The organism is Amantichitinum ursilacus (genome assembly GCF_001294205.1).
Taxonomy (GTDB): domain Bacteria; phylum Pseudomonadota; class Gammaproteobacteria; order Burkholderiales; family Chitinibacteraceae; genus Amantichitinum; species Amantichitinum ursilacus.
Genome location: NZ_LAQT01000002.1, coordinates 197,618 through 219,784 on the forward strand (window position 1 = coordinate 197,618; position 22,167 = coordinate 219,784).

Annotated in this window: 23 protein-coding genes and 2 tRNA genes; 19 read left to right on the forward strand and 6 right to left on the reverse strand. The window is 54.8% G+C overall.

Features of this window, described 5'->3' with window-relative positions; translation table 11 throughout:
* Positions 1-7: 7 nt before the first annotated feature.
* The 11 genes from WG78_RS03225 to WG78_RS03275 all read left to right on the forward strand — a co-directional run bounded on the left by WG78_RS03225 (position 8) and on the right by WG78_RS03275 (position 8,603).
* Complete coding sequence (locus WG78_RS03225; protein ID WP_053936346.1) at positions 8-307, forward strand: DUF2818 family protein; 300 nt, start codon at positions 8-10, stop codon at positions 305-307.
* A gap of 179 nt (positions 308-486) precedes the next feature.
* A tRNA-Val gene (locus WG78_RS03230) sits at positions 487-563 on the forward strand.
* Between the two features lie 250 nt (positions 564-813).
* Positions 814-2,712: a threonine--tRNA ligase gene (gene thrS, locus WG78_RS03235; protein ID WP_053936646.1), complete on the forward strand. Its 1,899-nt coding sequence runs from the start codon at positions 814-816 to the stop codon at positions 2,710-2,712.
* Between the two features lie 34 nt (positions 2,713-2,746).
* On the forward strand, positions 2,747-3,289 hold the full coding sequence (gene infC, locus WG78_RS03240; protein ID WP_444541697.1) for a translation initiation factor IF-3: 543 nt from the start codon (positions 2,747-2,749) through the stop codon (positions 3,287-3,289).
* 189 nt (positions 3,290-3,478) lie between these two features.
* Positions 3,479-3,676 (forward strand): 50S ribosomal protein L35, encoded by a 198-nt coding sequence (gene rpmI / locus WG78_RS03245; RefSeq protein ID WP_053936347.1) that lies wholly within the window; start codon positions 3,479-3,481, stop codon positions 3,674-3,676.
* Between the two features lie 15 nt (positions 3,677-3,691).
* The gene (gene rplT / locus WG78_RS03250) at positions 3,692-4,051 is read left to right on the forward strand and encodes a 50S ribosomal protein L20 (RefSeq protein WP_053936348.1); all 360 of its coding nucleotides are present in this window, start codon (positions 3,692-3,694) and stop codon (positions 4,049-4,051) included.
* A gap of 152 nt (positions 4,052-4,203) precedes the next feature.
* A complete protein-coding gene (pheS, locus tag WG78_RS03255; RefSeq protein WP_053936349.1) occupies positions 4,204-5,199 on the forward strand; it encodes a phenylalanine--tRNA ligase subunit alpha in 996 nt (331 codons plus the stop codon).
* A 15-nt stretch (positions 5,200-5,214) separates the two neighbouring features.
* Positions 5,215-7,575 (forward strand): phenylalanine--tRNA ligase subunit beta, encoded by a 2,361-nt coding sequence (gene pheT, locus WG78_RS03260; protein WP_053936350.1) that lies wholly within the window; start codon positions 5,215-5,217, stop codon positions 7,573-7,575.
* Between the two features lie 50 nt (positions 7,576-7,625).
* Entirely contained in the window at positions 7,626-7,943 is a 318-nt protein-coding gene (locus WG78_RS03265; protein ID WP_053936351.1) for an integration host factor subunit alpha, read from the forward strand.
* Positions 7,909-8,259, forward strand: a complete 351-nt coding sequence (locus WG78_RS03270) for a MerR family transcriptional regulator (protein WP_053936352.1) — start codon at positions 7,909-7,911, stop codon at positions 8,257-8,259. The genes WG78_RS03265 and WG78_RS03270 overlap by 35 nt, the downstream gene beginning before the upstream one ends.
* Positions 8,260-8,526: 267 nt before the next feature.
* Positions 8,527-8,603: transfer RNA gene (locus tag WG78_RS03275), tRNA-Pro, on the forward strand.
* A gap of 142 nt (positions 8,604-8,745) precedes the next feature.
* On the opposite strand, the gene WG78_RS03280 is transcribed toward WG78_RS03275, so the two are convergent.
* Entirely contained in the window at positions 8,746-9,600 is an 855-nt protein-coding gene (locus tag WG78_RS03280) for a DUF2971 domain-containing protein (RefSeq protein WP_152969041.1), read from the reverse strand.
* A 465-nt stretch (positions 9,601-10,065) separates the two neighbouring features.
* Here WG78_RS03280 and WG78_RS03290 point away from each other — a divergent pair, with 465 nt between their 5' ends.
* Both WG78_RS03290 and WG78_RS22300 read left to right on the forward strand, forming a co-directional pair.
* Positions 10,066-11,214, forward strand: coding sequence for a helix-turn-helix domain-containing protein (locus WG78_RS03290; RefSeq protein WP_083458745.1), 1,149 nt, complete (start codon positions 10,066-10,068; stop codon positions 11,212-11,214).
* On the forward strand, positions 11,204-11,797 hold the full coding sequence (locus WG78_RS22300; protein WP_152969042.1) for a hypothetical protein: 594 nt from the start codon (positions 11,204-11,206) through the stop codon (positions 11,795-11,797). Before WG78_RS03290 ends, WG78_RS22300 begins: the two co-directional genes overlap by 11 nt.
* A 93-nt stretch (positions 11,798-11,890) precedes the next feature.
* Here WG78_RS22300 and WG78_RS03300 read toward each other — a convergent pair whose 3' ends face one another.
* The 3 genes from WG78_RS03300 to WG78_RS03310 form a co-directional block, all read right to left on the reverse strand.
* Entirely contained in the window at positions 11,891-12,121 is a 231-nt protein-coding gene (locus WG78_RS03300; protein ID WP_053936356.1) for a hypothetical protein, read from the reverse strand.
* Positions 12,121-12,525: a hypothetical protein gene (locus WG78_RS03305; protein WP_053936357.1), complete on the reverse strand. Its 405-nt coding sequence runs from the start codon at positions 12,523-12,525 to the stop codon at positions 12,121-12,123. The genes WG78_RS03300 and WG78_RS03305 overlap by 1 nt, the downstream gene beginning before the upstream one ends.
* A gap of 713 nt (positions 12,526-13,238) precedes the next feature.
* Positions 13,239-14,774, reverse strand: a complete 1,536-nt coding sequence (locus tag WG78_RS03310; RefSeq protein WP_053936358.1) for an FAD-dependent monooxygenase — start codon at positions 14,772-14,774, stop codon at positions 13,239-13,241.
* Positions 14,775-15,387: 613 nt separating this feature from the next.
* Between WG78_RS03310 and WG78_RS03315 the strand changes: the two genes are divergently transcribed.
* The 5 genes from WG78_RS03315 to WG78_RS03335 all read left to right on the forward strand — a co-directional run bounded on the left by WG78_RS03315 (position 15,388) and on the right by WG78_RS03335 (position 18,975).
* Positions 15,388-15,678 carry a hypothetical protein gene (locus WG78_RS03315; RefSeq protein ID WP_053936359.1) on the forward strand — a complete coding sequence of 97 codons (291 nt, stop codon included), beginning with the start codon at positions 15,388-15,390 and terminating at the stop codon, positions 15,676-15,678.
* Positions 15,679-16,073: 395 nt separating this feature from the next.
* Positions 16,074-16,625: a hypothetical protein gene (locus tag WG78_RS03320; protein WP_053936360.1), complete on the forward strand. Its 552-nt coding sequence runs from the start codon at positions 16,074-16,076 to the stop codon at positions 16,623-16,625.
* 252 nt (positions 16,626-16,877) lie between these two features.
* Positions 16,878-17,879 carry a hypothetical protein gene (locus tag WG78_RS03325; RefSeq protein ID WP_152969043.1) on the forward strand — a complete coding sequence of 334 codons (1,002 nt, stop codon included), beginning with the start codon at positions 16,878-16,880 and terminating at the stop codon, positions 17,877-17,879.
* Between the two features lie 60 nt (positions 17,880-17,939).
* Positions 17,940-18,299, forward strand: a complete 360-nt coding sequence (locus WG78_RS23445; RefSeq protein WP_236691969.1) for an immunity protein Imm33 domain-containing protein — start codon at positions 17,940-17,942, stop codon at positions 18,297-18,299.
* A 262-nt stretch (positions 18,300-18,561) separates the two neighbouring features.
* On the forward strand, positions 18,562-18,975 hold the full coding sequence (locus WG78_RS03335; RefSeq protein ID WP_053936363.1) for a hypothetical protein: 414 nt from the start codon (positions 18,562-18,564) through the stop codon (positions 18,973-18,975).
* Here WG78_RS03335 and WG78_RS03340 read toward each other — a convergent pair.
* Both WG78_RS03340 and WG78_RS03345 read right to left on the reverse strand, forming a co-directional pair.
* Positions 18,972-19,511, reverse strand: a complete 540-nt coding sequence (locus WG78_RS03340; protein ID WP_152969045.1) for a hypothetical protein — start codon at positions 19,509-19,511, stop codon at positions 18,972-18,974. The genes WG78_RS03335 and WG78_RS03340 overlap by 4 nt on opposite strands.
* Positions 19,512-19,706: 195 nt before the next feature.
* Entirely contained in the window at positions 19,707-20,819 is a 1,113-nt protein-coding gene (locus WG78_RS03345; protein WP_053936365.1) for a linear amide C-N hydrolase, read from the reverse strand.
* A gap of 511 nt (positions 20,820-21,330) precedes the next feature.
* On the opposite strand from WG78_RS03345, the gene WG78_RS03350 reads away from it, so the two are divergent.
* Positions 21,331-22,152 carry a universal stress protein gene (locus WG78_RS03350; protein WP_053936366.1) on the forward strand — a complete coding sequence of 274 codons (822 nt, stop codon included), beginning with the start codon at positions 21,331-21,333 and terminating at the stop codon, positions 22,150-22,152.
* Positions 22,153-22,167 lie beyond the last annotated feature (15 nt).

Genomic DNA, 22,167 nt, shown 5'->3' on the forward strand with positions numbered 1-22,167 from the left:
GGACCGCATGCTCGAAGTCGTTTTGTTGTGTGTGTTGGGTGTGGTTGCCGCCAACCTGCCTTTCTTGTCGGACCGCGTGTTTCTGGTTGTGCCCAACACGCGTCTGCGCAAGCACTTCGGCTGGGAACTGCTGGAGGTGTTGGTGTTGTACGCTGTGGTATTAGGCATTGCGCGGGTACTTGAGGCGCGCGTCAGCACGGTGCAGCCGCAACACTGGTGGTTTTATGTCGCCACCCTGGCTTTATTTGTGGTGGTGGCGTGGCCAGGGTTTGTCTGGCGCCACTTCTGGCGCAAGCCTGGTATGTAACACACACCAGCTATCGCGAGGAAAACGCTACCTTTATGGTGGCGTTTTTTTTGGCTTGCGGCAGCGTGGATGTAGTCGCGGGGTAGCGTGGCGGCGCAAATAGTACGAAGAATCTACATTTTATGTAGGACAGGGCTTGCCAGGCACGGGCGAAGTCGCTAATATCGCCGTTCTTCGACAGGCACGTAGCTCAGCTGGTTAGAGCACCACCTTGACATGGTGGGGGTCGTTGGTTCGAGTCCAATCGTGCCTACCAACAGAATTTGATGAAAAGGAAGATCAAGCCATGTTCCGAACTACCACGACTACCGGTGTTAACTGAACGCGGTAGCCGTGCTTGGCTTGGTCTTGTATAAAAAAGTGCGGCTTCTGCCCGCACTTTTTTTTTGCCCCTGCGCCCTGAGCGTTGATCGCGAATGTGATTGCCGGGCCGGCAGAAAAATCTGATCGATAATATTGCGGCCCGCATGCCCCGAGTGGCGCGGCCCGACAAGAAGGCGAAAACCATGATTGCGATTACGCTTCCCGATGGCTCCAAACGTGAATTCGAATCCCCGATCAGCGTGCATGGCGTAGCGGCCAGCATTGGCGCGGGTCTGGCGCGTGCTGCGCTGGCGGGCAAGGTCGACGGCAAACTGGTCGACACCAGCTTTGTGATTAACCACGATGCCAGTCTGGCCATCGTGACGGACAAGGATGCGGATGGCCTCGACGTTATTCGCCACTCCACGGCCCACTTGCTGGCCTATGCCGTTAAATCGTTGTTTCCGGACGCCCAAGTCACCATCGGCCCGGTGATCGATGAAGGCTTCTATTACGATTTCAGTTATTCGCGCCCGTTTACGCCGGAAGATCTGGCAGCCATCGAGAAGAAAATGGCGGAGCTGGCCAAACAGGACATCCCGGTGGAGCGCTACGAACTGTCGCGTGACGAAGCCGTGGCGTATTTCAAAGGCATCGGTGAGAAGTACAAGGCTGAGATCATCGAGTCGATCCCGGCTGATCAAACGCTGAGCCTGTATCGCGAAGGCGATTTCACCGACTTGTGCCGCGGCCCACACGTGCCGTCGACGGGAAAGCTGAAAGTATTCAAGCTGATGAAGGTGGCTGGCGCGTACTGGCGCGGCGACAGCAAGAACGAAATGTTGACGCGCGTATACGGTACCGCGTGGGCGAAGAAAGAAGATCTGGATGCGTATCTGCATCGTCTGGAAGAAGCCGAAAAGCGCGATCACCGCAAGATCGGCAAGGCGCTGGACTTGTTCCATATGCAGGAAGAAGCGCCGGGCATGGTGTTCTGGCATCCCAAGGGGTGGCAGCTGTGGCAGTCCATCGAGCAATACATGCGCCGCCGTCTGGGCGTAGCGGGCTATCAAGAAGTGCGTACGCCGCAAATGATGGATCGCGTGCTGTGGGAGCGCTCGGGCCACTGGGAAAATTACCACGACAACATGTTCATCACCGAGTCGGAAAAACGCGTTTACGCGGTCAAGCCGATGAACTGCCCCGGCCATGTGCAGATTTTTAATAGCGATCTGCGCTCGTATCGCGATCTGCCGTTGCGCCTGGCCGAGTTCGGCGCTTGCCACCGCAATGAGCCGTCCGGTTCGTTGCATGGTTTGATGCGGGTACGCGGCTTTACGCAAGATGACGCGCATATTTTCTGTACGCCTGATCAGTTTATTTCGGAAGCGATTGCGTTCCATCAACTGGCCATGAGCGTGTACGACGACATGGGCTTTACGGATGTCTCAATCAAGCTGTCGCTGCGCCCGGACAAACGCGCCGGTAGCGACGAAGGCTGGGACAATGCCGAGAACGGCATGCGCGATGCCTTGCGTGCCTGCGGCGTGGAATGGGAAGAGCTGCCGGGTGAGGGCGCTTTCTACGGTCCGAAAGTGGAATACCACATCAAGGACGCGATTGGCCGTTCGTGGCAATGCGGTACGCTGCAGCTCGATTTTGTGCTGCCGGAGCGTCTGGGCCCTGAGTATGTGGCCGAAGACAACAGCCGCCAGCGCCCGATCATGCTGCATCGCGCGATCGTCGGTTCGATGGAGCGTTTCCTCGGTATCCTGATTGAAAACTTTGCCGGTTCCTTCCCGTTGTGGCTGGCGCCGACGCAGTTGGTGGTGATGAATATCTCGGAAGCGCAGGCTGATTACGTGGCTGAAGTAGCCCAAAAGCTGAAGGCCGCTGGCCTTCGGGTGCAATCAGACTTGAGAAACGAGAAAATAACCTATAAAATCCGCGAACATAGCTTGCAGCGCTTGCCGTACCAACTCATTGTGGGCGACAAAGAAAAAGCTGCAGGTCTGGTGGCCGTGCGTAGCCGCAGTGGTGAAGATCTGGGGCAGATGACGGTAGAGGCCTTGCTGGAACGGCTGAAACCCGAACTGCTGTAACGGATTACACCAAGCCGTTCGCACGGCTTTGCATTTGACTGACTGGAGAATCAAGATAGCTGCTCAAGACAAGGAGCCGCGGATCAACGGCGAGATTACCGCTCGCGAAGTCCGCTTGCAGGATGCCCAAGGCGAACAACTGGGCGTGGTGAGTCTGTACGACGCGTTGTCCAAGGCGGAAGAAGCCGAACTGGACCTGGTCGAGATTGCCCCCAATGCGACGCCGCCGGTGTGCCGCATCATGGATTACGGCAAGTACAAGTACGAAAAGTCCAAGAAAGATCACGCGGCCAAACTGAAGCAGAAGCAGATTCAGGTTAAGGAAGTCAAATTCCGGCCGGGCACGGACGAGAACGACTATCAGGTAAAGCTTAAGAACCTGATCCGTTTCTTGAACGATGGCGACAAGGCCAAGATTACCCTCCGGTTCCGCGGGCGCGAAATGGCCCACCAGGAAATCGGTATGGCCCAGCTCAAGCGGGTAGAAGCAGACCTTGGCGAAATCGCCATCGTCGAGCAGTACCCCAAGCTGGAAGGCCGCCAGATGATCATGATGCTGGCGCCGAAGAAAAAATAAGTAGCCGTGCGGCCTTCGGGCTGCGGGGTGTAGCAAACAACGGGGGCGCGGCTGCTCCCGTTTATGTTCTGTCGGGCCAGCAATGGCCGGGTGGAACAAGCAGCCGCAACAAAAGCGTGGTGGCGGGCCCAAAGTCCTTCGCAAGAAGGCGCCTGTTGCCGGATCTAAACATCATTGGAGTGCATATTCATGCCCAAGATGAAAACCAAGAGTGGCGCTAAAAAGCGCCTGAAAGTACTCGGCGGTGGTGGTGTCAAGCGCAGCAAAGCGTTCAAGCGCCACATCCTGACCAAGAAAACCACCAAGAACAAGCGCCAACTGCGCGGCACATGCATGGTCCACCCGACCAACATGGCCAGCGTTCGTGCAATGTTGCCCTACGGCTAACCAAGGAGATTATCTATGCCTCGCGTTAAACGTGGTGTAACTGCCCGCGCTCGTCACAAGAAAGTACTGGCCCTTGCCAAAGGCTATCGCGGCCGTCGCAAGAACGTATACCGCATTGCCAAGCAAGCGGTAATGAAGGCTGGTCAGTATGCATATCGTGACCGTCGTCAAAGGAAGCGTCAGTTCCGTCAGCTGTGGATTGCTCGTATCAACGCAGCTTCGCGTGAACTGGGTCTGGCCTACAGCAAGTTCATGAATGGTCTGAAGAAGGCCGGCATTGAGGTTGACCGCAAGGTTCTGGCCGATCTGGCCGTGTTTGACAAGCCGGCATTTGCCGCCTTCGTTGAACAAGCCAAGGCTAGCCTCGCTGCTTGAGCATGATCGTCCGCGCGGTCGTCAGACCGCGCGATGACGTGCCAATGAGCAATACAAGGGGGGCTTCCCGGCCCTCCTTTTTTATTGTCGCGCCCAACCGGGCCGACGGCAGAATTCCAGGCAGGAGCGCGCGATACGCGCGACATTTCAACATGGACGTACAAGCCCTCCTTGAGCAAGGTCTCGCTGAACTGAATGCAACCAGTGAAGCGCCCGCGCTGGAAAACGTAAAAGCTAAATATGTCGGTAAAGAGGGTGCTATCACCGCTTTGCTGAAGCAATTGGGCAGCCTGTCGCACGAAGAAAAGAAAACCTTCGGCGCCACGGTTAACCAGGCGCGCCAGGCATTTGAAGCCACGCTCAATGCCCGCCGCGAAGCCCTGGCCCAGGAAAAACTGGCGCGCCAACTGGCCGCTGAAGCGCTCGACATCACGCTGCCTGGCCGCAATCGCGGCACCGGCGGTCTGCATCCAGTCACCTTGGTGCAGCAACGCATCGAAGCGCTGTTCGCCTCGCTCGGTTTTACCGTGGCTGATGGCCCCGAAATCGAAAACGATTTCCACAATTTTGAAGCACTGAATATCCCCAAAGATCATCCTGCGCGCGCCATGCAGGACACGTTCTACGTGGATGGCGGCGCCAATGGCGAACCGCTGGTGCTGCGCACGCACACCTCGCCAATCCAGGTGCGTTACATGCTCGACCACAAGCCGCCGATCAAGATCGTCGCGCCGGGCCGCGTGTACCGTGTCGATTCGGATGCCACGCACTCGCCGATGTTCCATCAGATGGAAGGCCTGTGGGTGGAAGAGGGCGTGTCGTTTGCTGACCTCAAAGCCGTCATCACCGACTGGCTGCGTAACTTCTTTGAGCGCGACGATCTGCAAGTGCGCTTCCGTCCGTCCTTCTTCCCGTTTACCGAACCGTCGGCCGAAGTCGATGTGCTGGGCGAGCGTGGCTGGCTGGAGATCGGCGGTTGCGGCATGGTGCACCCCAATGTGCTGCGTAACGTCGGCATCGACCCTGAGGTCTACACCGGCTTTGCCTTTGGCTTTGGCCTGGATCGGTTTGCGATGCTGTATTACGGCGTCAACGATTTGCGCCTGTTCTTCGAGAACGATCTCGCGTTTCTGCAGCAATTCAAATAAGCCTGGGCTCCTGACATGAAATTCTCTGAACAATGGCTGCGCAGCTGGGCCAATCCTGCGCTGGCGTCAGAAGAACTGGCGCATTTGCTGACCATGGCGGGCCTGGAAGTCGAAGAATCCGACCCGGCTGCGCCTGCATTTACTGATGTCATCGTCGCCGAAGTGCTGACGGTAACCCGCCACGAAAACGCGGATCGCCTGAACGTCTGCTTGGTGAACGTGGGCGAGGCTGCGCCCGTACAAATCGTATGCGGCGCACCCAATGTACGCCCCGGCATTCGCGTGCCGTGCGCTCGCGTTGGCGCTGATCTGCCGGGCGATTTCAAGATCAAACTGGCGAAGGTCCGTGGCGTGGAATCGAGCGGCATGCTGTGCTCGGCCAAAGAACTGGGCATCGCCGAAGATGCTGATGGCCTGTTGATCCTGCCGGACGACGCGCCGGTTGGGCAGTCGATTCGCGACTATCTGAACCTCGACGACACGCTGCTGACGCTGAAACTGACCCCTAACCGTGCCGATTGTTTGTCGATCCGCGGTATTGCGCGTGAAGTCTCGGCGCTGACCGGCGTGGCGCAAGACGCCATCGTGCCGACGCCGGTGGTTGCAACCATCGCCGACGCATTGACGATCAAGCTGGAAGCGCCGGAAGCGTGCCCGTTGTACACCGGCCGCATCATCCGTGGCATCGACCGCACCGCGCCCACGCCGGAATGGATGAAGCAGCGCCTGGCGCGCTCGGGCATCCGCAGCATCAGCGCCGTGGTCGACATCACCAATTACGTGATGATCGAGCAAGGCCAACCGCTGCACGCTTTTGACGCCAACAAGCTGGGCGGCGATATCGTTGTGCGGCTGGCCCACGCGGGCGAAGCGCTGACCTTGCTGAACGGCAAAGAACTTGCGCTCGACGCCGATATGCTGGTCATCACCGACGGTGTTAAGCCTGTCGCGCTGGGCGGTATCATGGGCGGCGCCAATAGTGAGATCGACGACGAAAGCCGCGATATCTTCCTCGAATCCGCCTTCTTCAGCCCTGCCGCGGTTGCGGGCAAAGCGCGCCGCCTGGGCTTCTCGTCTGAAGCCAGCCATCGCTATGAGCGCGGCGTCGACTTTGGTCACACCCGCGCCAGCCTTGAACGCGCCACGCAATTGCTGCTGGAAATCTGTGGTGGCGAGGCAGGCCCGGTGGTCGAAACCGTCGTCGCGGACAAACTGCCAGTGCGCAACGCTGTCACGCTGCGCGTATCGCGCGTCAAACGCGTGCTGGGCCTGGATCTGACCGGCAACGAAGTGCTGTTGCTGCTGCAACGCCTGAGCCTGGATGCGCAACTGGATGGCGATGTCATCACCGTGCAACCGCCCAGCTTCCGCTTTGATATCCAGATTGAAGAAGATCTGATCGAAGAAGTGGCGCGCATGTTCGGCTACGACAACATCCCGTCGCGCCCGGCCGCCAGTCGCATCGCCATGCTGCCGCAGCCTGGCAATGCCCGGAACAAGTTTACGCTCAAGCAGATTCTGGTCGGCAGCGGCTACCAGGAAAGCATCAATTACGCGTTTGTGGAACAGAAGTGGGAAACCGAACTGGCCCACAACGCCGATCCAATCAAGCTGATCAATCCGATCGCCAGCCAGATGAGCGTCATGCGCTCGTCCTTGCTGGGCGGCCTGGTCAGCGCGCTCAAGTACAACCAGAATCGTAAAGCCGAACGCGTGCGTCTGTTTGAACTGGCGCGTGTGTTCCATGGCGTGACCGCCGAAGCGCAACCTGAGCGCATCGGTGGCCTGGCTTGGGGCAGCCGCGAGCCGGAACAATGGGGCCTTAGCGATGTGGCGGTTGATTTCTTTGACGTCAAAGCCGACGTTGAAGCGCTGATCGCACCGCGCGTGGCCACGTTCCGCCGCGCCAGCCATCCTGCACTGCACCCCGGCCGCAGCGCCGAAGTGTTGCTGGACGGCAAGGTAATCGGCTGGTTGGGTGAACTGCACCCGCAGTTTACGCAGAGCTATGAACTGGGCACGTCGCCCGTCGTGTTTGAGCTGGAAGTGGCGGCGTTGCTGTCTGTCCGGCCGGTCAAGGCGAGTGCCGTGTCAAAACAACAAGCGGTGCGTCGTGATCTGGCCTTGCTGGCCGAAGAATCACTGACGCTGGGTGAGTTGCAAGCTGCTTTTGCCGCGGCCAATCAGCCTTTGGTCACCGCCATCGAGCTGTTTGATATCTACCGTGGCAAAGGTGTGCCTGAAGGCAGAAAGAGCCTTGCTTTCAAGGTGTTGATGCAAGATACTCACAAAACTCTTACTGATGAGGAAGTCGACGCTACCGTGGCCGCGCTGATCGCAGCCGCTGCAGCGCATGGCGCCACACTACGAGCATGAGCTTACCCAGTAGCACCGACGCCAAGTCGTATCGTAATGAGATAACAACAATGACGCTTACCAAAGCAGACCTCGCCGATTTGCTGTTTGACAAGGTTGGCCTGAACAAGCGCGAAGCCAAGGATATGGTCGAAGCATTCTTCGAAGAAATCCGTGCCTCGCTTGAAGAAGGCGACACCGTCAAACTGTCAGGTTTTGGCAATTTCCAGTTGCGCGATAAACCGCAACGCCCGGGCCGCAATCCTAAAACCGGGGAAGAGATTCCGATCTCCGCTCGCCGTGTAGTCACCTTCCATGCCAGTCAGAAACTGAAAGGGCTAGTAGAACTGCACTATGCAAAACAGCAGCAACGTCATTTCAACCAGTGAACTGCCGCCAATTCCTGCCAAGCGCTACTTCACCATTGGTGAAGTGAGCGAACTGTGTGGCGTAAAGCCGCACGTTCTGCGCTACTGGGAACAGGAATTCACCCAGCTCAAACCCGTAAAACGCCGCGGTAACCGTCGCTACTACCAGCACCACGAAGTGCTGCTGGTGCGGCGGATTCGCTCGCTGTTATACGAACAAGGTTTTACCATCAGCGGCGCGCGCAACCAGCTGGCCCACGCCGGCGAAGAAGCCGCCAGCCCCGCCGCATCCATGCGCGAAGGGCTGCAAGCGCTGCTGGATTGGCTGGATGAATAAGCGCCCGGATGCGTAATGCGCTGAAGCAAATCAAAACGCCGGATCAGGTTTGATAGCCTGAGCCGGCGTTTTCATTGTTAGCCTGGCGCGGGCGGGGCAGGTTAGCGCCGGCATGCAGGTGTGGCGCTGTGGTTATGCCTACGCCGAGGCCAGCGCAGGCTTTGCCGGGATTGCTACTCAATTCAATTGCTTATCGACCGCGCAGTGAAAAAATGAGGGGTGATGCTAGGCAGGCCCGACAAAGCTGGTCTATAATCGCGTCTCTCTCGGAATGTAGCGCAGCCTGGTAGCGCACTTGCATGGGGTGCAAGGGGTCGCGAGTTCGAATCCCGCCATTCCGACCAAATCAAACAAGGGTTTGTAGACTTCGGTTTACAGGCCCTTGTTGCATTTCCAGCCTATACAGCCTATTCGGGTACACTTTCGAGTACTCCTTGGATACTGCTTGTTATTTCAAGGGGGTTTGAGTCTTGTTGTGTCAACCATTCACCCTCGATATTGAACTCTATTGAAATGCTGTTCCGGTGGACGGCCAATAGTTTGATGCAATTCAACCCAAGGTTGGTGGGCGCGTATAGCTTCTACAATCTGCGTAATGTGGGCTGGACTGGTGTTGTAGCCGAACGTAATGGATCTGAGGGCGCGTTCGTCAATCAGCAGTTTGTCGTCACGAAGTTCAGGGTCTCCCTGTAAGCGCGGCTGCTGAAGAACGTACCGATATTCTTGTTCCGGTGCCCATATCGTTGTTTTGGTCAATACACCCTTTTTGAGATCATCAAAGCTCATGCTGTCCGTGAGATCAATCGTGCGGATTTCATCGTGATAAATGACTTCTTGCGCTAACGCCAATTGATTCCGCAGGTCCAGTTCTATCGCGATGCCTTTGTGGTTACATGCGTACTCGTTCCACAGATGTTGGTTTTGGGCGGAGGTGCTGAGGCTCATGATCCGCATCTTGGCATCCAGCTCGCGGTGTATATCCGCATTTGCAGCGGGCAGCAGGGCGTCTAGTTTTTCTTGGGTTAACCCGTCTAACTCAACTTGCATTTCTTCTTCGCTAGGATGGGGTTCTCGACCAAGCATGCATCGTCTTGCCCAAGCGTGGACACGTGGTCGGTAGTCCGGATCCCCATAGTTTCCAAGAACATAGTTCGGTTTGCATTCTTCCGGATCATTGAGGATTGATGGCTTTGGAAAATAAAGAAGACGGTTCCGGATTAACTCCAGCACATGATGTATTCCGTTGCCGTCCAGGCTCTTGTATTTGAAGAGTGGTCCGTTCCAGAAATTCAAGGAAACTACACCGTAGTCGGTTTCAATTTCGATTTTTCTGACACTCATGTTGTGCCCTTAGTGAGTCTGGCCGTTGATGGTGAGCCTGGTCTTCGCGCTGTTCGATTCAGTTGAGTTAATTGCCGCTCTTGCTTTGTTGTGGGCTCAGTATGCTTTTTATTTCTGCGCGATCAACTCAAGAGCCGACGGTGGCTACGTAGGGTTTGAGGCCTACACTGCCCGTATTCGTTCGAATGGTAGTGTTTCTGATCTCCGAACAGCGGAGATGACGTTGCATAGCTTGGGTTGGAATTATGGCCAGCTTGTAGCGCTAAACAACCAAATGCAGGCAGACTGTCAGGGTGTCGTGGTTAACGGGGCTCCCCCGCTGATTCCTCAAGCTAGCTGACAATCACGCTCACCGGTGAATCGTAATCAACGGGTGCGGCAACGGGCTTTCATTGCTCCATACGCAGTGACCTATCCGGGATTACCGGTAAACTTGTCTAATCCGACTCTACAGAATGGCAAGATATGAAGATTGATCTTGTGTTGATCTCATCTCGGCTGGCGGAAGCGCGCCGACTTCAATCGGTTGAGCTGGTTGAGGCCGCTGCACAAACCGGAATCGCAACCGAACGGCTCGCAAGCATAGAAGCGGGAGCGCAGGTTCCCTCTGGTGATGAACTTCTGATTCTTGCCAACTACTACGCGAGAGACTTTCGGGATTTTGTTGATCCCAATCGCCCGGAGCCATTCAAGCAAACCGATATTCTATATCGTAGATTCGGGCCAGCATTTACCGGCAGTGATCGGCGATCAATTCAGGAATTTTTGTTTCTCTGCGAGATAGAAGCCAGTCTTGAAAAAGAGCTGGGGCGCACGCCAATTCCATTTAGCTTCACGCCGACCGGCACTTTCTTTAAACAGCAAGGGGAACAGGCTGCGCACGCTCTGCGGCAACGGTTGGGGTATACCTCGAAAAAGATTCAACTGGATATTTACTCGGATTTTCGAAGTATCGGATTGCACGTTTTTCGGCGTCGATTGGCCAACTCCGAAATTTCCGGTCTTTACATCGAGCATCCCATCGCTGGTCATTGCATCTTGGTCAATTATGAAGAGGACATCTACCGCCAACGGTTTTCGGTGAGCCATGAAGCTGCACACGCTATATTTGATTCCGCCGAGGCTGCCAGTGTCAGTTACCAGAGTAGTAGCTCCAACTACGATAGGAAGGACCGCAAAGAGATACGAGCGAATCGATTTGCATCGTGTTATCTGATGCCACCTGAGCTGTTACCCAGCATTAAGATCTGGGATACGGGACTGGCCCAGCATTGGGCAAAAAACTTCAAGGTCAGTACGGAAGCCTTGTCGTATGCACTCCTGGAGGCTCGGCTTGTTGATCAGGATGCCGCAAAATTAATCCGTTCTGTACGAGTGCCGATGGCTGAAAAGATTGACCCCGAAGCTCCTGACTACCTAAATGCCACTCAAATGCGCCGACGCCAGCAGCTTTTGGAGCGTGGCTTGTCTGATTACTATGTGGGGCTTTGTTTCGAGGCTCACAATCGAGGATTGATTTCGGCGGGCCGTTTAGGCGAGGCCCTGCTTTCGGATCACAAGGAAACTAGAGAGATCTCTGTTCTTTACGGTCGGAGCATCGTTCATGAGCTTTGATCCGGCAAAATTTGCGACTGTCTCGGTGGTAGATACTTGTGCGGTCTGGAATATGTTGTCTTCGTTGCGTCTGAATGAAGCCGCTGCTCAAGCAAAACTGCATTTCTGTATTACGCCGGTTGTTTTGTATGAGTGTCTGCAGCGGCCTCGTCCAAACGTTACACCTGAACAGAAAGTACTAATGGATCGTCTGATCTCCAATCGGGAGAGGGGAAGATTTCCGATTCAGGAATGCAGTTTGGATGATTTGCTCGCAATCTCTGAAAAAGCGCCTGGCAAACTTGGTTCGGGCGAGCTGTCATGCATTGCCACTGCTTATGGTATCCGTAGTATTGCGGTAATGACAGACGAGAAGCTCGCCAGAACATATGCTCAGAACGTGTTGGGTTTGCCAATTGAGACTACCCCTCGGCTTTACGGTTACCTGCACTTTCATATGCGTTTGGGACACGCGGACCATGCTGAAGTTATCAAGGAGCATGAGCGATTCGAGTCGCGACCTTTGACAGCCTTCTTTAATCAAACATTCGATGAGGCAATGCGCTGTCGACTAATGTTGGCAACGAAAGCTTCTCCGAAATAACCGAGCGAGATCAACGACGGTATTCGTCGCGCTTGCGCCTCAATGGCTGCACTGTTATATGGGCTCGGAGCATCCGATTGGTGTTTTCTAGGATTATTTGAAAAGGCCCTTGAGCATCTTTGCGATTTCATTGTTTGCATACTCGACTGCTAATGCTTTTCCTTCCTCGAGCCCAACCTCCATCAAAGAGTCGTAGTCATTAAACTCGCCACACTCTTGGCACTTGAGCATGTCTCCAGATTGATGCGTTTTTTCTGTATCGCCCTTTAGATCGCAACCGCAAAATAGACATTTCAGTGTGATTTTAAATTGCTTGTCTTCCATTACTTTGTTCCCAAGAATTTAGAAGCGAATGTGGCCACAGCGATGAGAAAACCAAAAAATATAAATAAGCCCTTGTGATCTTCGATGTAATCAGAGCATTTTTTGAGGCAACTACGCGATGCTTTGATTTCTTCAGCTCGTGCTTTCGAGCGTGCGGCACCTACACCTTTAAGCGTGATGCCAAGATGTCTTAATCTTTTGCCCAATGAGCGATGTTCTATCCACTCATTTGCTATGCACTTATCTGCCGCCTTCTCTAGGTCGGTAATGGAATAGGCAGTCCCATATTTCGAATTGATCTCATCAGCCAACGCTTGGTCAACATCGAAGGTAACTAGCTTTGCGGTAACGCCATTGGTTTCCATGTAGTCAATGATGTTGGTGAGGATCTTGAATTCGGGCACAGAGGCTCCTTGGACCTAATGTTTGAACTAACGGTAGTGCTGAGCGGTATCCGACCTTGCGAGACGTTGGATGCCTTTATTTTGGACTCACACGGAAGATACTGCGCTAAGAGCAACGATTAAAGTGGTGGTCGTTTCGTGGGTGAAAAATGACGCTCACACTTCGGTCCTTTCAGGCGTTCCGTGGGAGTTCTGCTTGCTGTAAGGTACAGCGGCTTCTTGAGAAGTAGGTGATCGCTAGTTTGCGGCCCAGGGCAGATCATCCTGAGTGTGCTCAGGAAGCTGGCCTTGGTAGCTGATTCGGCGTTTTGCATTTTCAGCCAACCATTTTTCTCGCGTCGGCAGACCAGGCGCATCCGGGCGAGGACGAAACGCACCATGTCGCCTCGCTCCGAAACGATCCACAACTTCCAATCGCCGCTCGCCGCGTTATCACGAAGCGCGATGACCCATCAGTGAGTGATGGGTGCGAGAAGTCGATGTGGCGCGTCTCTTCCACCAAACTTGCTTTAATTGCCTCCAAGCCTCCGACCCGGCCGCTAAGATCATGCATGTCGCAGGTTGCGTCGCCCGCGAAGACGCTGCCGAACCCCTCCGGGGCGCCAGCCCCGGTCGATGCAGGCGACATAACGGGCTGCCAACTGCCGGACATGTTCGATGTCCAGCAGCGCCGAAATGTCGGGCAATTACGTGGCGAAGAGACGACCCCTATATCAAGCCCTTGCCGCGATGAGCTGATCGATCGCGTCTTGCGCGACGGCGTCCGGCTGCGCGTCTGAGCGCCAGGCGATCACCCCATCCGGGCGGACCAGCGTGGCGCCAGCGTCCTTGATGTCGAATACAGCTGCGAAGGGCTGCTCGTCCGGAAAGACGAAGTCTTGTCCGACCAGGACGGAGACCACCTGCAGACGCTGCGCCAGCTCGATCCATGCGCGATTGGCGGACAACAGCACGTAGGCCTTGCCGAACAGGTCAAGCGTCGAGCGTGTCCCGCTCGCTCCCTGCTCCCACACGTGCGGAGCCCGCGTGCCGGGTTGGCCGGCCCATTCCTTGGGCGTTGCCGCCGCCGGCAGTTCCGGACCCGCGCCGACGACGGCCATCGACCGATTTAGCTGGCCGAACTCCATCGCATCGTTAGCAAGCAACGGCTCAGGCTTGAATGTCGCGGGGGCCCACTTCGCATAGTCGGGGCGCGAGAAGGTTTGCTGATGCCGCAGCCACCCGATCGCATGACGTTCGGCGTGGTAAGTGTCGAGGAGCCGGTCGGCGGCCATTCCCTGCAGAACTGCAGCCAATTTCCACGAGAGATTCCAGACATCGTCGATGCCGGTATTCGCGCCGAAGCCGCCTCGGGTCGGTGGCAGTTGGTGTGCGGCGTCGCCTGCCAGGAACACGCGTCCCTCGCGGTAGCGATCGGCGATACGACCGGCGAGTTCCCAGCGACCCGTCGTGATGATCTCGAACGGCAGTTCACGGCCAAGCGCTCTGAGCACCGCTTCTTTGAGCTCGTCCGTGTCACGCTCTTGATCGTCGTCGAACATCAGCACCCAGCGACCGTCCCCGTAGGTGGTGAGAAACGCATTGAATCCTGCCTGCTTGATCTCGAACTGCTGTGCGCCACGATCCAGCACGGCGTCAGCATCCGGGCAGTGAAACAACACGCTGCGCAATGTTCGCAGATGACCGACGCCACTCCGTGAGATGCCGAGACCGTCGCGGATCGTGCTATTGGCGCCGTCGCAGGCGATCACCCAATCTGCAGTGATTATCTCTTCAGCGCCGTCATTGCGGTTGCGCACCGTCGCCGTCGCACGCGCGTCGTCCTGAATCAAGGAGATCAGTTCGACACCGAGGTTCATCTCTGCGCCAGCCTCGAGCGCCGCTGCGCGCAGGATGGGCTCTAACTTGTCTTGTGCGATCGCCGCACCCGTGCAGGGCGACAGAGCTGCGCTGCGCTGGGCTGGTTCGCCGGGCGTCCACTCAGTTTCCGCAATCCAGTCGCCGAACAGCGTCGCGACAGTCACGCGGCGGAGGCGGGCGCCAGGATCGGCCTGCGGGATGCGATCAGCGATGCCGCAGGCGCGGTAGTGTTCCAACGTAGTTTCGGTGAAGCCCATGGCACGCGGATGAGAGGCGCTGCCGCGATGCTTGTCGATCAGAAGATGGGGGACGCCGTGATGGCGCAGAAACAGGGAAGCGGATAAGCCGACGAGGCTTCCGCCGACGATAAGAACAGGTACATGGCGCATGGTGAGCGTCCTTTGGTCAAAATGCCGAGGCAACGGCGCAAGGACGATTGTCGAACCAGCCCGTAAGGACGAGGCGGTAGCCACGATGGCTGCGTAACCTGATCTACGGGAGGAAGGCAAGCGTCCACCCGTCGTGGTCCGCGGCCCAACAGGGGCTGGAATTGAGCCTGGCGCTGAAGGCCAAGCCGACCGGGGCTCACCACGCCGGTCCACCTTTTTCGACGGCGCAAGCTTAAAAGATTATTCACCACTCTTCAAGGTAGGGCTGCGGCCCCCCAAGGGTCGTTAGGCGCCGACAGGCGAGCGCCCCAGCCGTAGTGATCAGGCGCATGACAAGCGCCACTGGCACAAATCATCTGGAACTTCGTCGGGAGTCGAAACCCAACGCCTGATGATGTATTCAAGCCAGGAATTTTTTGTTTTTGCGTAATATCAGGCGGCCAATTTTATTGGCGGGCAAATCGTGTTCCATGGCACGCGTCGAAATCCAGACCATGCGACTGATAACGGGCCTTATTGCCGAACCGCTACGGGCTTTGTTTATTCCGAGCGTGCCAAATCTGGTACCAAAAGCACTGCAGTGGGACCGCTTGAATGGAGATGTCAGTTCACGATGGACAAATTTCGAGTTGACTTTAATGAGATGGTTGAGCCGGATCTGGTGCTTTTTTCCGTGACGGATACCAAAATAAATGACCACGGAATGCCCGTCACGGTAGGGGCAGGAATGGAAGTGTATTTATTCATGCCGGATTCGAATGATTTGGGGGAGCCTGAAGACCTCGTTGCCACCGGGCGAATTGAAATCAATTCGATCCCAGGCTGGGGAAGCGATGTCAAATGGTGTTGCCGTATTGATTCGAAAGGCATAAGTCATCTGTCGGATGGGGACCAGATCGAGTAGTTATGTGTTCGGCGCAAAGCTTCGATCTGGGCGATGCGTAATGCAGTTTGTATTGCGCTGAAGCTCCACGTCCGCGTCGAACGCGTTCAACGTATTGCCTCACGCCCCTGCCCGGTCACGCGGCGGCTGGGTGCTCCGCTTCCCATAGAGCGTGCACATGGACAGCTTCCATGGGTGACATAAACGCAAAGGCGGTTAATGCGGGCGGCCGCCGCTGCGTATACAGCAAGTCGCTTCTGAAAGTCGGTGAGCAAGCCAGGTTCACACATTGCCTAAGCCATCTGGCCGAGTCAGACAGTCTTTTGACAGAATAATAATAATTTCATGAAAGCGTAAGTAACCCGCTCGAACAGGCCGGTTACTCGGCGTCTACTTGACAGAGTGTGAGGTGAGAAATGCGTAAAACGATTCTTTCGGCCGCTTTTGTCGGCGGTCTTTTGCTGTCTGGGTTCGCGAATGCTACGGTGTCTGGAGAAATTGATGGCGCAGAATGGGGTGCGTGGGAAACCCTTTACAATTATGAGGATGGCGATTACGGCTCCTATCAAGGTTACGACTATGCGCTTAATCTTTCGGATGCAGCGCCCGGTTATAACGTCACGATTAACTACCAAAGCCAGCCTTTGGGTTATCCCGATAATCAGGTCATTGATGGATTCGAGATTGAACAGTTAATTACGGTTTATCCCCCCGGCTATCCGGACGGAGTCCAGGTGATAGGTGGGTTTTACCAGATCTATGACGCAAGCGGATTTTCTGGTTCATTTACACAGTTTCTGAATCCTGGCACTTATCTGGTCCTTGTTGATACCCATAAGCCTACCTTTGGCAAGCTGATGTTGAACAATTCGATTGCCGCTGTGCCAGAACCAGAGACATGGGCGCTTTGGGGAATCGGTGCAATTGCGCTCATCGCACGCAATACGTCACGCAAAAAGCTTCGTTAACAGCGTAGAAAAAGGCCAAACATCGAACCGATGCTTGGCCTTTTTCATGGCTTGACGGTGATTTAGCAGGGCGGGCCTATAAGGACCCGTGCAATTCATTCAAGAACAAATCACTGGCTTTGTAGGAAAGGCGAGAAGGCTTATAGTAGGGATCTGCTAACCCATATATGTTTCGCAGGTTTTTGATATCTTTCGTACCCTTCATCCTGTAGACCCGTTGTAACCATGGAGACTAAGCGCTTGACTCGAGGCATGTTCAACTTCATACAAGGTGAACCTGTTTACAGAGAGTCGCCCAAAGACTGGCATGTAGAATTAACCCATTCCACATGTGTGTGGTATGACCTTCTGCTTAATCCGCATGAGAACTTCGATACGAGGCAACAAATAACGGATTACTTAAAAGGTCTGCAATCAATTGTTGAGAGCCAACTCGACAAACGCTTCATATACTTCCTCGCCGCAAGAACGAAGCTACGATTTTGTACGTCAAAAAATCCAAGATACTCCTTTCTTGGTAACGCCCTTGTTTTCTATATTGAAGTGGGACGAGAGAGGATACGGAGGAAGCTCGTCACAAAATTGTTCGACGCGCAAACTCTAAAGCCGATCAGGCCGCCAGTTGAAATCTCTGATCGCTTTATTACGTTTCATTACACACCAACCCGTAAGGTGTCTATGTCGATTCACGACTTTCTGCAAAGCAGCGCAATTGAATTAGGCATAAACACAGAAATTCATTACATAGGCTACACCAAGAATCCATCGGAGCGTCCAATCAATGGGGCGCATCGCGGTCTGTCTGACATGCTGTACCGGGTTTCTACCGAAGAGTACGACTTTTTTATTTTCTATAATTTATTCAAAGTGTTGTCCATTGGAATGAGTCCATCCACTGCGTTCAATTTCTGCTTCGCAAATTCAATGCTCGATGAAATAAACGTAGATGAGGAGGGGCGTATCATCGAGAAAGCACTGATCAAATATTTCAGCACTGAGACTCAAGAGCTAAATAAGAAGAACGAAGAATCTGAACTAGAAAATAGTCTGGAGCGACTGGGGATGAAAAACAATATCGGCTCTGTTTGCGTCCATATTGAGATGGAAGAACCACACGAGCTATACAGATTCTTCTCTCGTTCAGTAAAACCATCCGATAGGCATATTTTTACTTGCCGAATTGCAGGTAGTGGTGCCGAGATTATCGAGGGCTCAAAATTCTCGGCGCCTGCTACAAGTGGGGGAAATGCATGAAATCCGGCATGATTGGTGGCCTACGTGCATCCCGCTTACTCTCGGACAAGGAACGGCTATATGGATTTTGCTATGGACAAAGTTCTTTTCGAAATACAGGCGGAGGTGTGCGCACGGTATGGTTCGCCGTTCGTGCCGGCGCCTTCGAAATTAAAAGTCGGCATTTCAAAAAACGTTAGAGACGGTGTCCGGCCTCTGAATGGGATGAGGATTAACCCCGAGGACGGTACATCAGGTTGGTTTATCTGGGCCGGCGAAGAGCGGTCAGACGCTGCTGATTTTTTTATTCCTTTGCATATTGAACACTTGATCGAATGGGCTCCTCTCGTCATTCCATATCTTGCGTTATCGCCGGGGTGGAGGTTTTTGGTAACGGAAGCAGTTGAGGATGTGTGGCGCGATCCGCTGTTGCGTTTGTGAGTGTTTATGCAGCATTCAAGTAGGGTCGGCTAGCAATAGGGTGTTCTTTGAGGTCCGTAATCAGCTTAACCGTGGTGTCAATATAGAAGTCGACTGTTCCTGTTTTCTGGCCAATCTGGATGGCACGGCGCTTGCGCTCGCATGGCGGTTCTTGTTCCCGGCCACGGAGGATATAAGCTGGCGTTCTGCGTTTTAATTGTTTCGCTCGGGTTAACGAAAAAACTGCGACGAATCGTTCATCACTGGAATGTAGGGAGAATTTATGGATGATTGGGACGTTTTGACCGAAGCCACCATTGACGCTATTCGGATTGAGTCGACGAAGCAGGAAATCCGGATTGATGTGACATGTAGGTGGGAGGGCGAGAAGCGCAGGCAAATTGTTGCCCAAGGGGTTGATGATTTCGTGGTCGACGATATGCGGCTGTTAAACATTATTGACCGCGCTGCGAGACTCGATGCGAGCGGTGGTCAGGAGACAGAAACTGCAAGGCGCTTATTCTTTATGATGCGGGGGCGGGAGCCCGATACCAGCGATCTGCAATGGCCCGTGCTCCAGGAGAAACTGGACCGTATCCGGACGGGGGCTCTGTTTTTTATGGAACTTGAGCCTGTCTACGGCGCCACCGTGTTGGTGCTGGCAGAGCGCGTTCAATTGCTGGCAATTGAGGGCTAAATGCCTTGCTTGCGTCTGGACAAATCGCCGCGCCAGAAAATGATATCAAGATCAACCCGCCACACGCCTTCGCTCTTCGCCAACTTGTCTGCATAGTTCTGAAATTGTTTGCTCTGTGGCGCGTCAAGGCGACTTACTCCTCGCCAGCGCGGAAGTTTGCCTCGACCGGCCTTTTGCTTTAGTTCACGGGCCACATGGCTATCAAGCGGCACTTCAAAAAATTGACCGATCTCAGATAATTGAAAGTCTTCGCAAACCCATCGATTGTAGAGACAATCCCGCAAAAAAATATTAAGAAACTTACGTGCGGTGCCCCAATGCAGCTTGACCTCGTTGCGATACTGCTCTGTGATCCCATCCAGCAATTTTGCAAACTCCTCTGCATCGCAATTGATAAATTTGCTGAGGTCGATCTGCGCAAGAAAGAGGCGAGCAGGCGCAATGGTTCCTTTTTTAGCCATGCCGCGTATGGTGGAAGGTCCGATCGCTGAGTTCGCAATTCGGCAACGAAGTTTGTTTCGATACTCGTCTTTCAAGACGTACTTTTCTGTCAACGCATACTCCTCGAGTCAATGCCCACCAAGACATGATGCCTATCGTCGTCCGATGGGCAATTCCGGGACGATGCCACGCTTCAGGACTGGTATCAGTTTTGCCATCCGCCCATGCCAGACGACGATCTACACCTGAAACCGGGGTAACGGTGACGGTTAATAAAACTCGCAATGACCTCACCGTGTCATCACCGTTTCAATACTTTGCTCCTTGCGTGCATCCAACGGAAAATAGCTGATTTCACGCTTGTTGAAGTCAGTTTTCTTCAGATCAATCATTCTTAAAGACCGATTGAACATGGTGTGATAGTAATAGCGCAATGAAGCTGTATCCATTGCACTGCTCCATTGCGTGGAGCCTATCGTTTCATCTTTGGGCAGATTTGCTTTGGCATCCGTGGCGCCTAGTGGGATATCGAAGTTATCCAGAATCCGGAATGCTTCATTGACCGCTTTATATCCAGTATCCGGTTGGCGCACGGTATTGCGTAGCGCGGCGGCCCGGACAAAGCGCGAGGGCGGGGTGTAGTCGCCGGGCAGCCCGACCATGCCGTTGCCCGCGCCAAAAGGCGCCAATTCCAGATCACCCACTTTAATGGTCTGATTGGACTGCGGATGCAAACCGACGTAATTGCGCAGATTGGTCAGATGCCATGGAAACTCTGGCGAATTCGTCAATACCCCGACCGGATCGTCATAGATGTTGAGCGAGCCGTGGGTGTATTCCAGCACGATGGTTTTGCCGCTGCGGTCGGTGATCATAAAATGCACCGGCGGCGCGATACCATGAAACGCCTGCAGGACGACGTCGGTCACGATGACGTCAGGCATATTTTTTCGCACCTCTTCGGTGGTGGCGAAGTTACTCAATAGCCAGGTCGGGACATCGGTCATTGCAAGCGTCTGATCTGCCTTCGCGGGATCATATTTCTGGCCCTCTTCGTAGCCGGGCAAGTACAGCGAAGACACGGTCAAACCTTTCTCATTCATGCCATCAGTAATGACCGGTGTCTGTACCAGGTTCAAGCCGACGATGCCGTATTTGCCCGTCCAGGCCAGCCCGGCCTTGCCATCCGGGGTAGCTGCTTTAAAGACATGCTGGCGTGGCACCACCATGATCTCGGAATCAAGGAAAAACGTACCCCATTCCATGGTTCGTGCCTGGATCGCAGAACCATCTTTAGCGACTAGCGTAATGCCGGTGCATGCGGCGGCGATGTTCGGGAGGCCGATCGTTAGATTTGCAGCGAGGCACAGCCACGCGGCGACAGGACGGATTGTACGTTTCATGTTACAAGCGCTCCGGAACAAGGGCTGCCAAGGTTGGCGCCACCAGCTGCTCTGAAGTTGAGTTCACTACCTTGGCAATAGCAAGAATCCGAATTACCTGTTCGAGCATTATTTGATGCATATCAAATTTTCGCCAGGTCTCGACATCTTGCGGACAGCAATATCGGTTTCGCGGAAAGGTTCATGGGGTGGGCATGGAGGGGGCGCAGGCGGTAAGGCATGCTGGCGTGGCGGCTATCCGGCAACCGCAGCGACACTGGAGGCGGTAACGGCGTGCTTGACTGGCCGCAGCCCAGGAATTTCGGCCCATGTTGAGGAATTCCTACCCCAAGTTGTGAATAATTTGAGATAGATCAAATTTACTTGATATTTTCAAGTAAACCCGGCTGGTTTTGGCGCAGGCTGAATACATCCCCCGCGCTGCCGGTCATCGAGTACAGACCCCGAAATTTGAGCGACGGCGCCCCCGCCTGGCTTGTGAAGCCCGGCAAGCTCGCATCGGAGGTGTGTCATGAACTACACCGCAATCACCGTTTTGCTTGGAACGGCACCGTCCCACCATCGGCTGCTGGAAGTTGTCTCGCAACTGGCCACGACATTTTCCGCCAGCGTCACTGGCGTGATCGCCAATCAACTTGAGCCACCCTATGGCGACGGGTTGGGCGTCATTGATCCATTTGCCTGTCGGCGCGAGACGCGACATCGCGAAGCGGTCGAAGCCGAGGCCGAATTTCATCATGTGCTTGAAGAGCAGATTCCGCGTCGCCGCTGCTGTATCGAGCTGGATGTGCCCTCGGTGGCAGAGGCGTTGGTGCGCCATGCCACGGGTGCTGATTTGCTTGTGGTGCAAGCGGGCGATTTTGCCGGGTTCGGTACGGCGGGCCTCGTCCTCAGTGAGCTGGTGATGCTGGCAGGACGGCCGGTCCTGGTATTGCCGGCCGAATTGCCGCCGGTTTCACTGGAGCGCGTGTTGGTGGGCTGGAAAGACACTCGCGAGACGCGACGGGCGATTGCCGATGCATTGCCGCTGTTGCGCCAGGCCGGCCATGTCACTCTGGCTGAAGTGGTCAGCGATCAAGGTGTGCCGGCAGCGCGCAGCCGCTTGATTGACGTCGCTGCGTGGCTAAGGCCACATGGCGTCCACGCGCATTACCGCATCGTTTCGGCCAACGAACATCCATTACTGGCTTTCAAGGATTTGATCAAAGAGATTGACGCGACGCTAATCGTCGGCGGTGCGTACGGTCATCACCGAGTGCGGGAATGGGTATTAGGCGGGTTTACCCGCGACCTGCTGCTAAGTGGTGAACATTGCACACTGGTTTCGCATTAAGCCCGGGAGCCCATC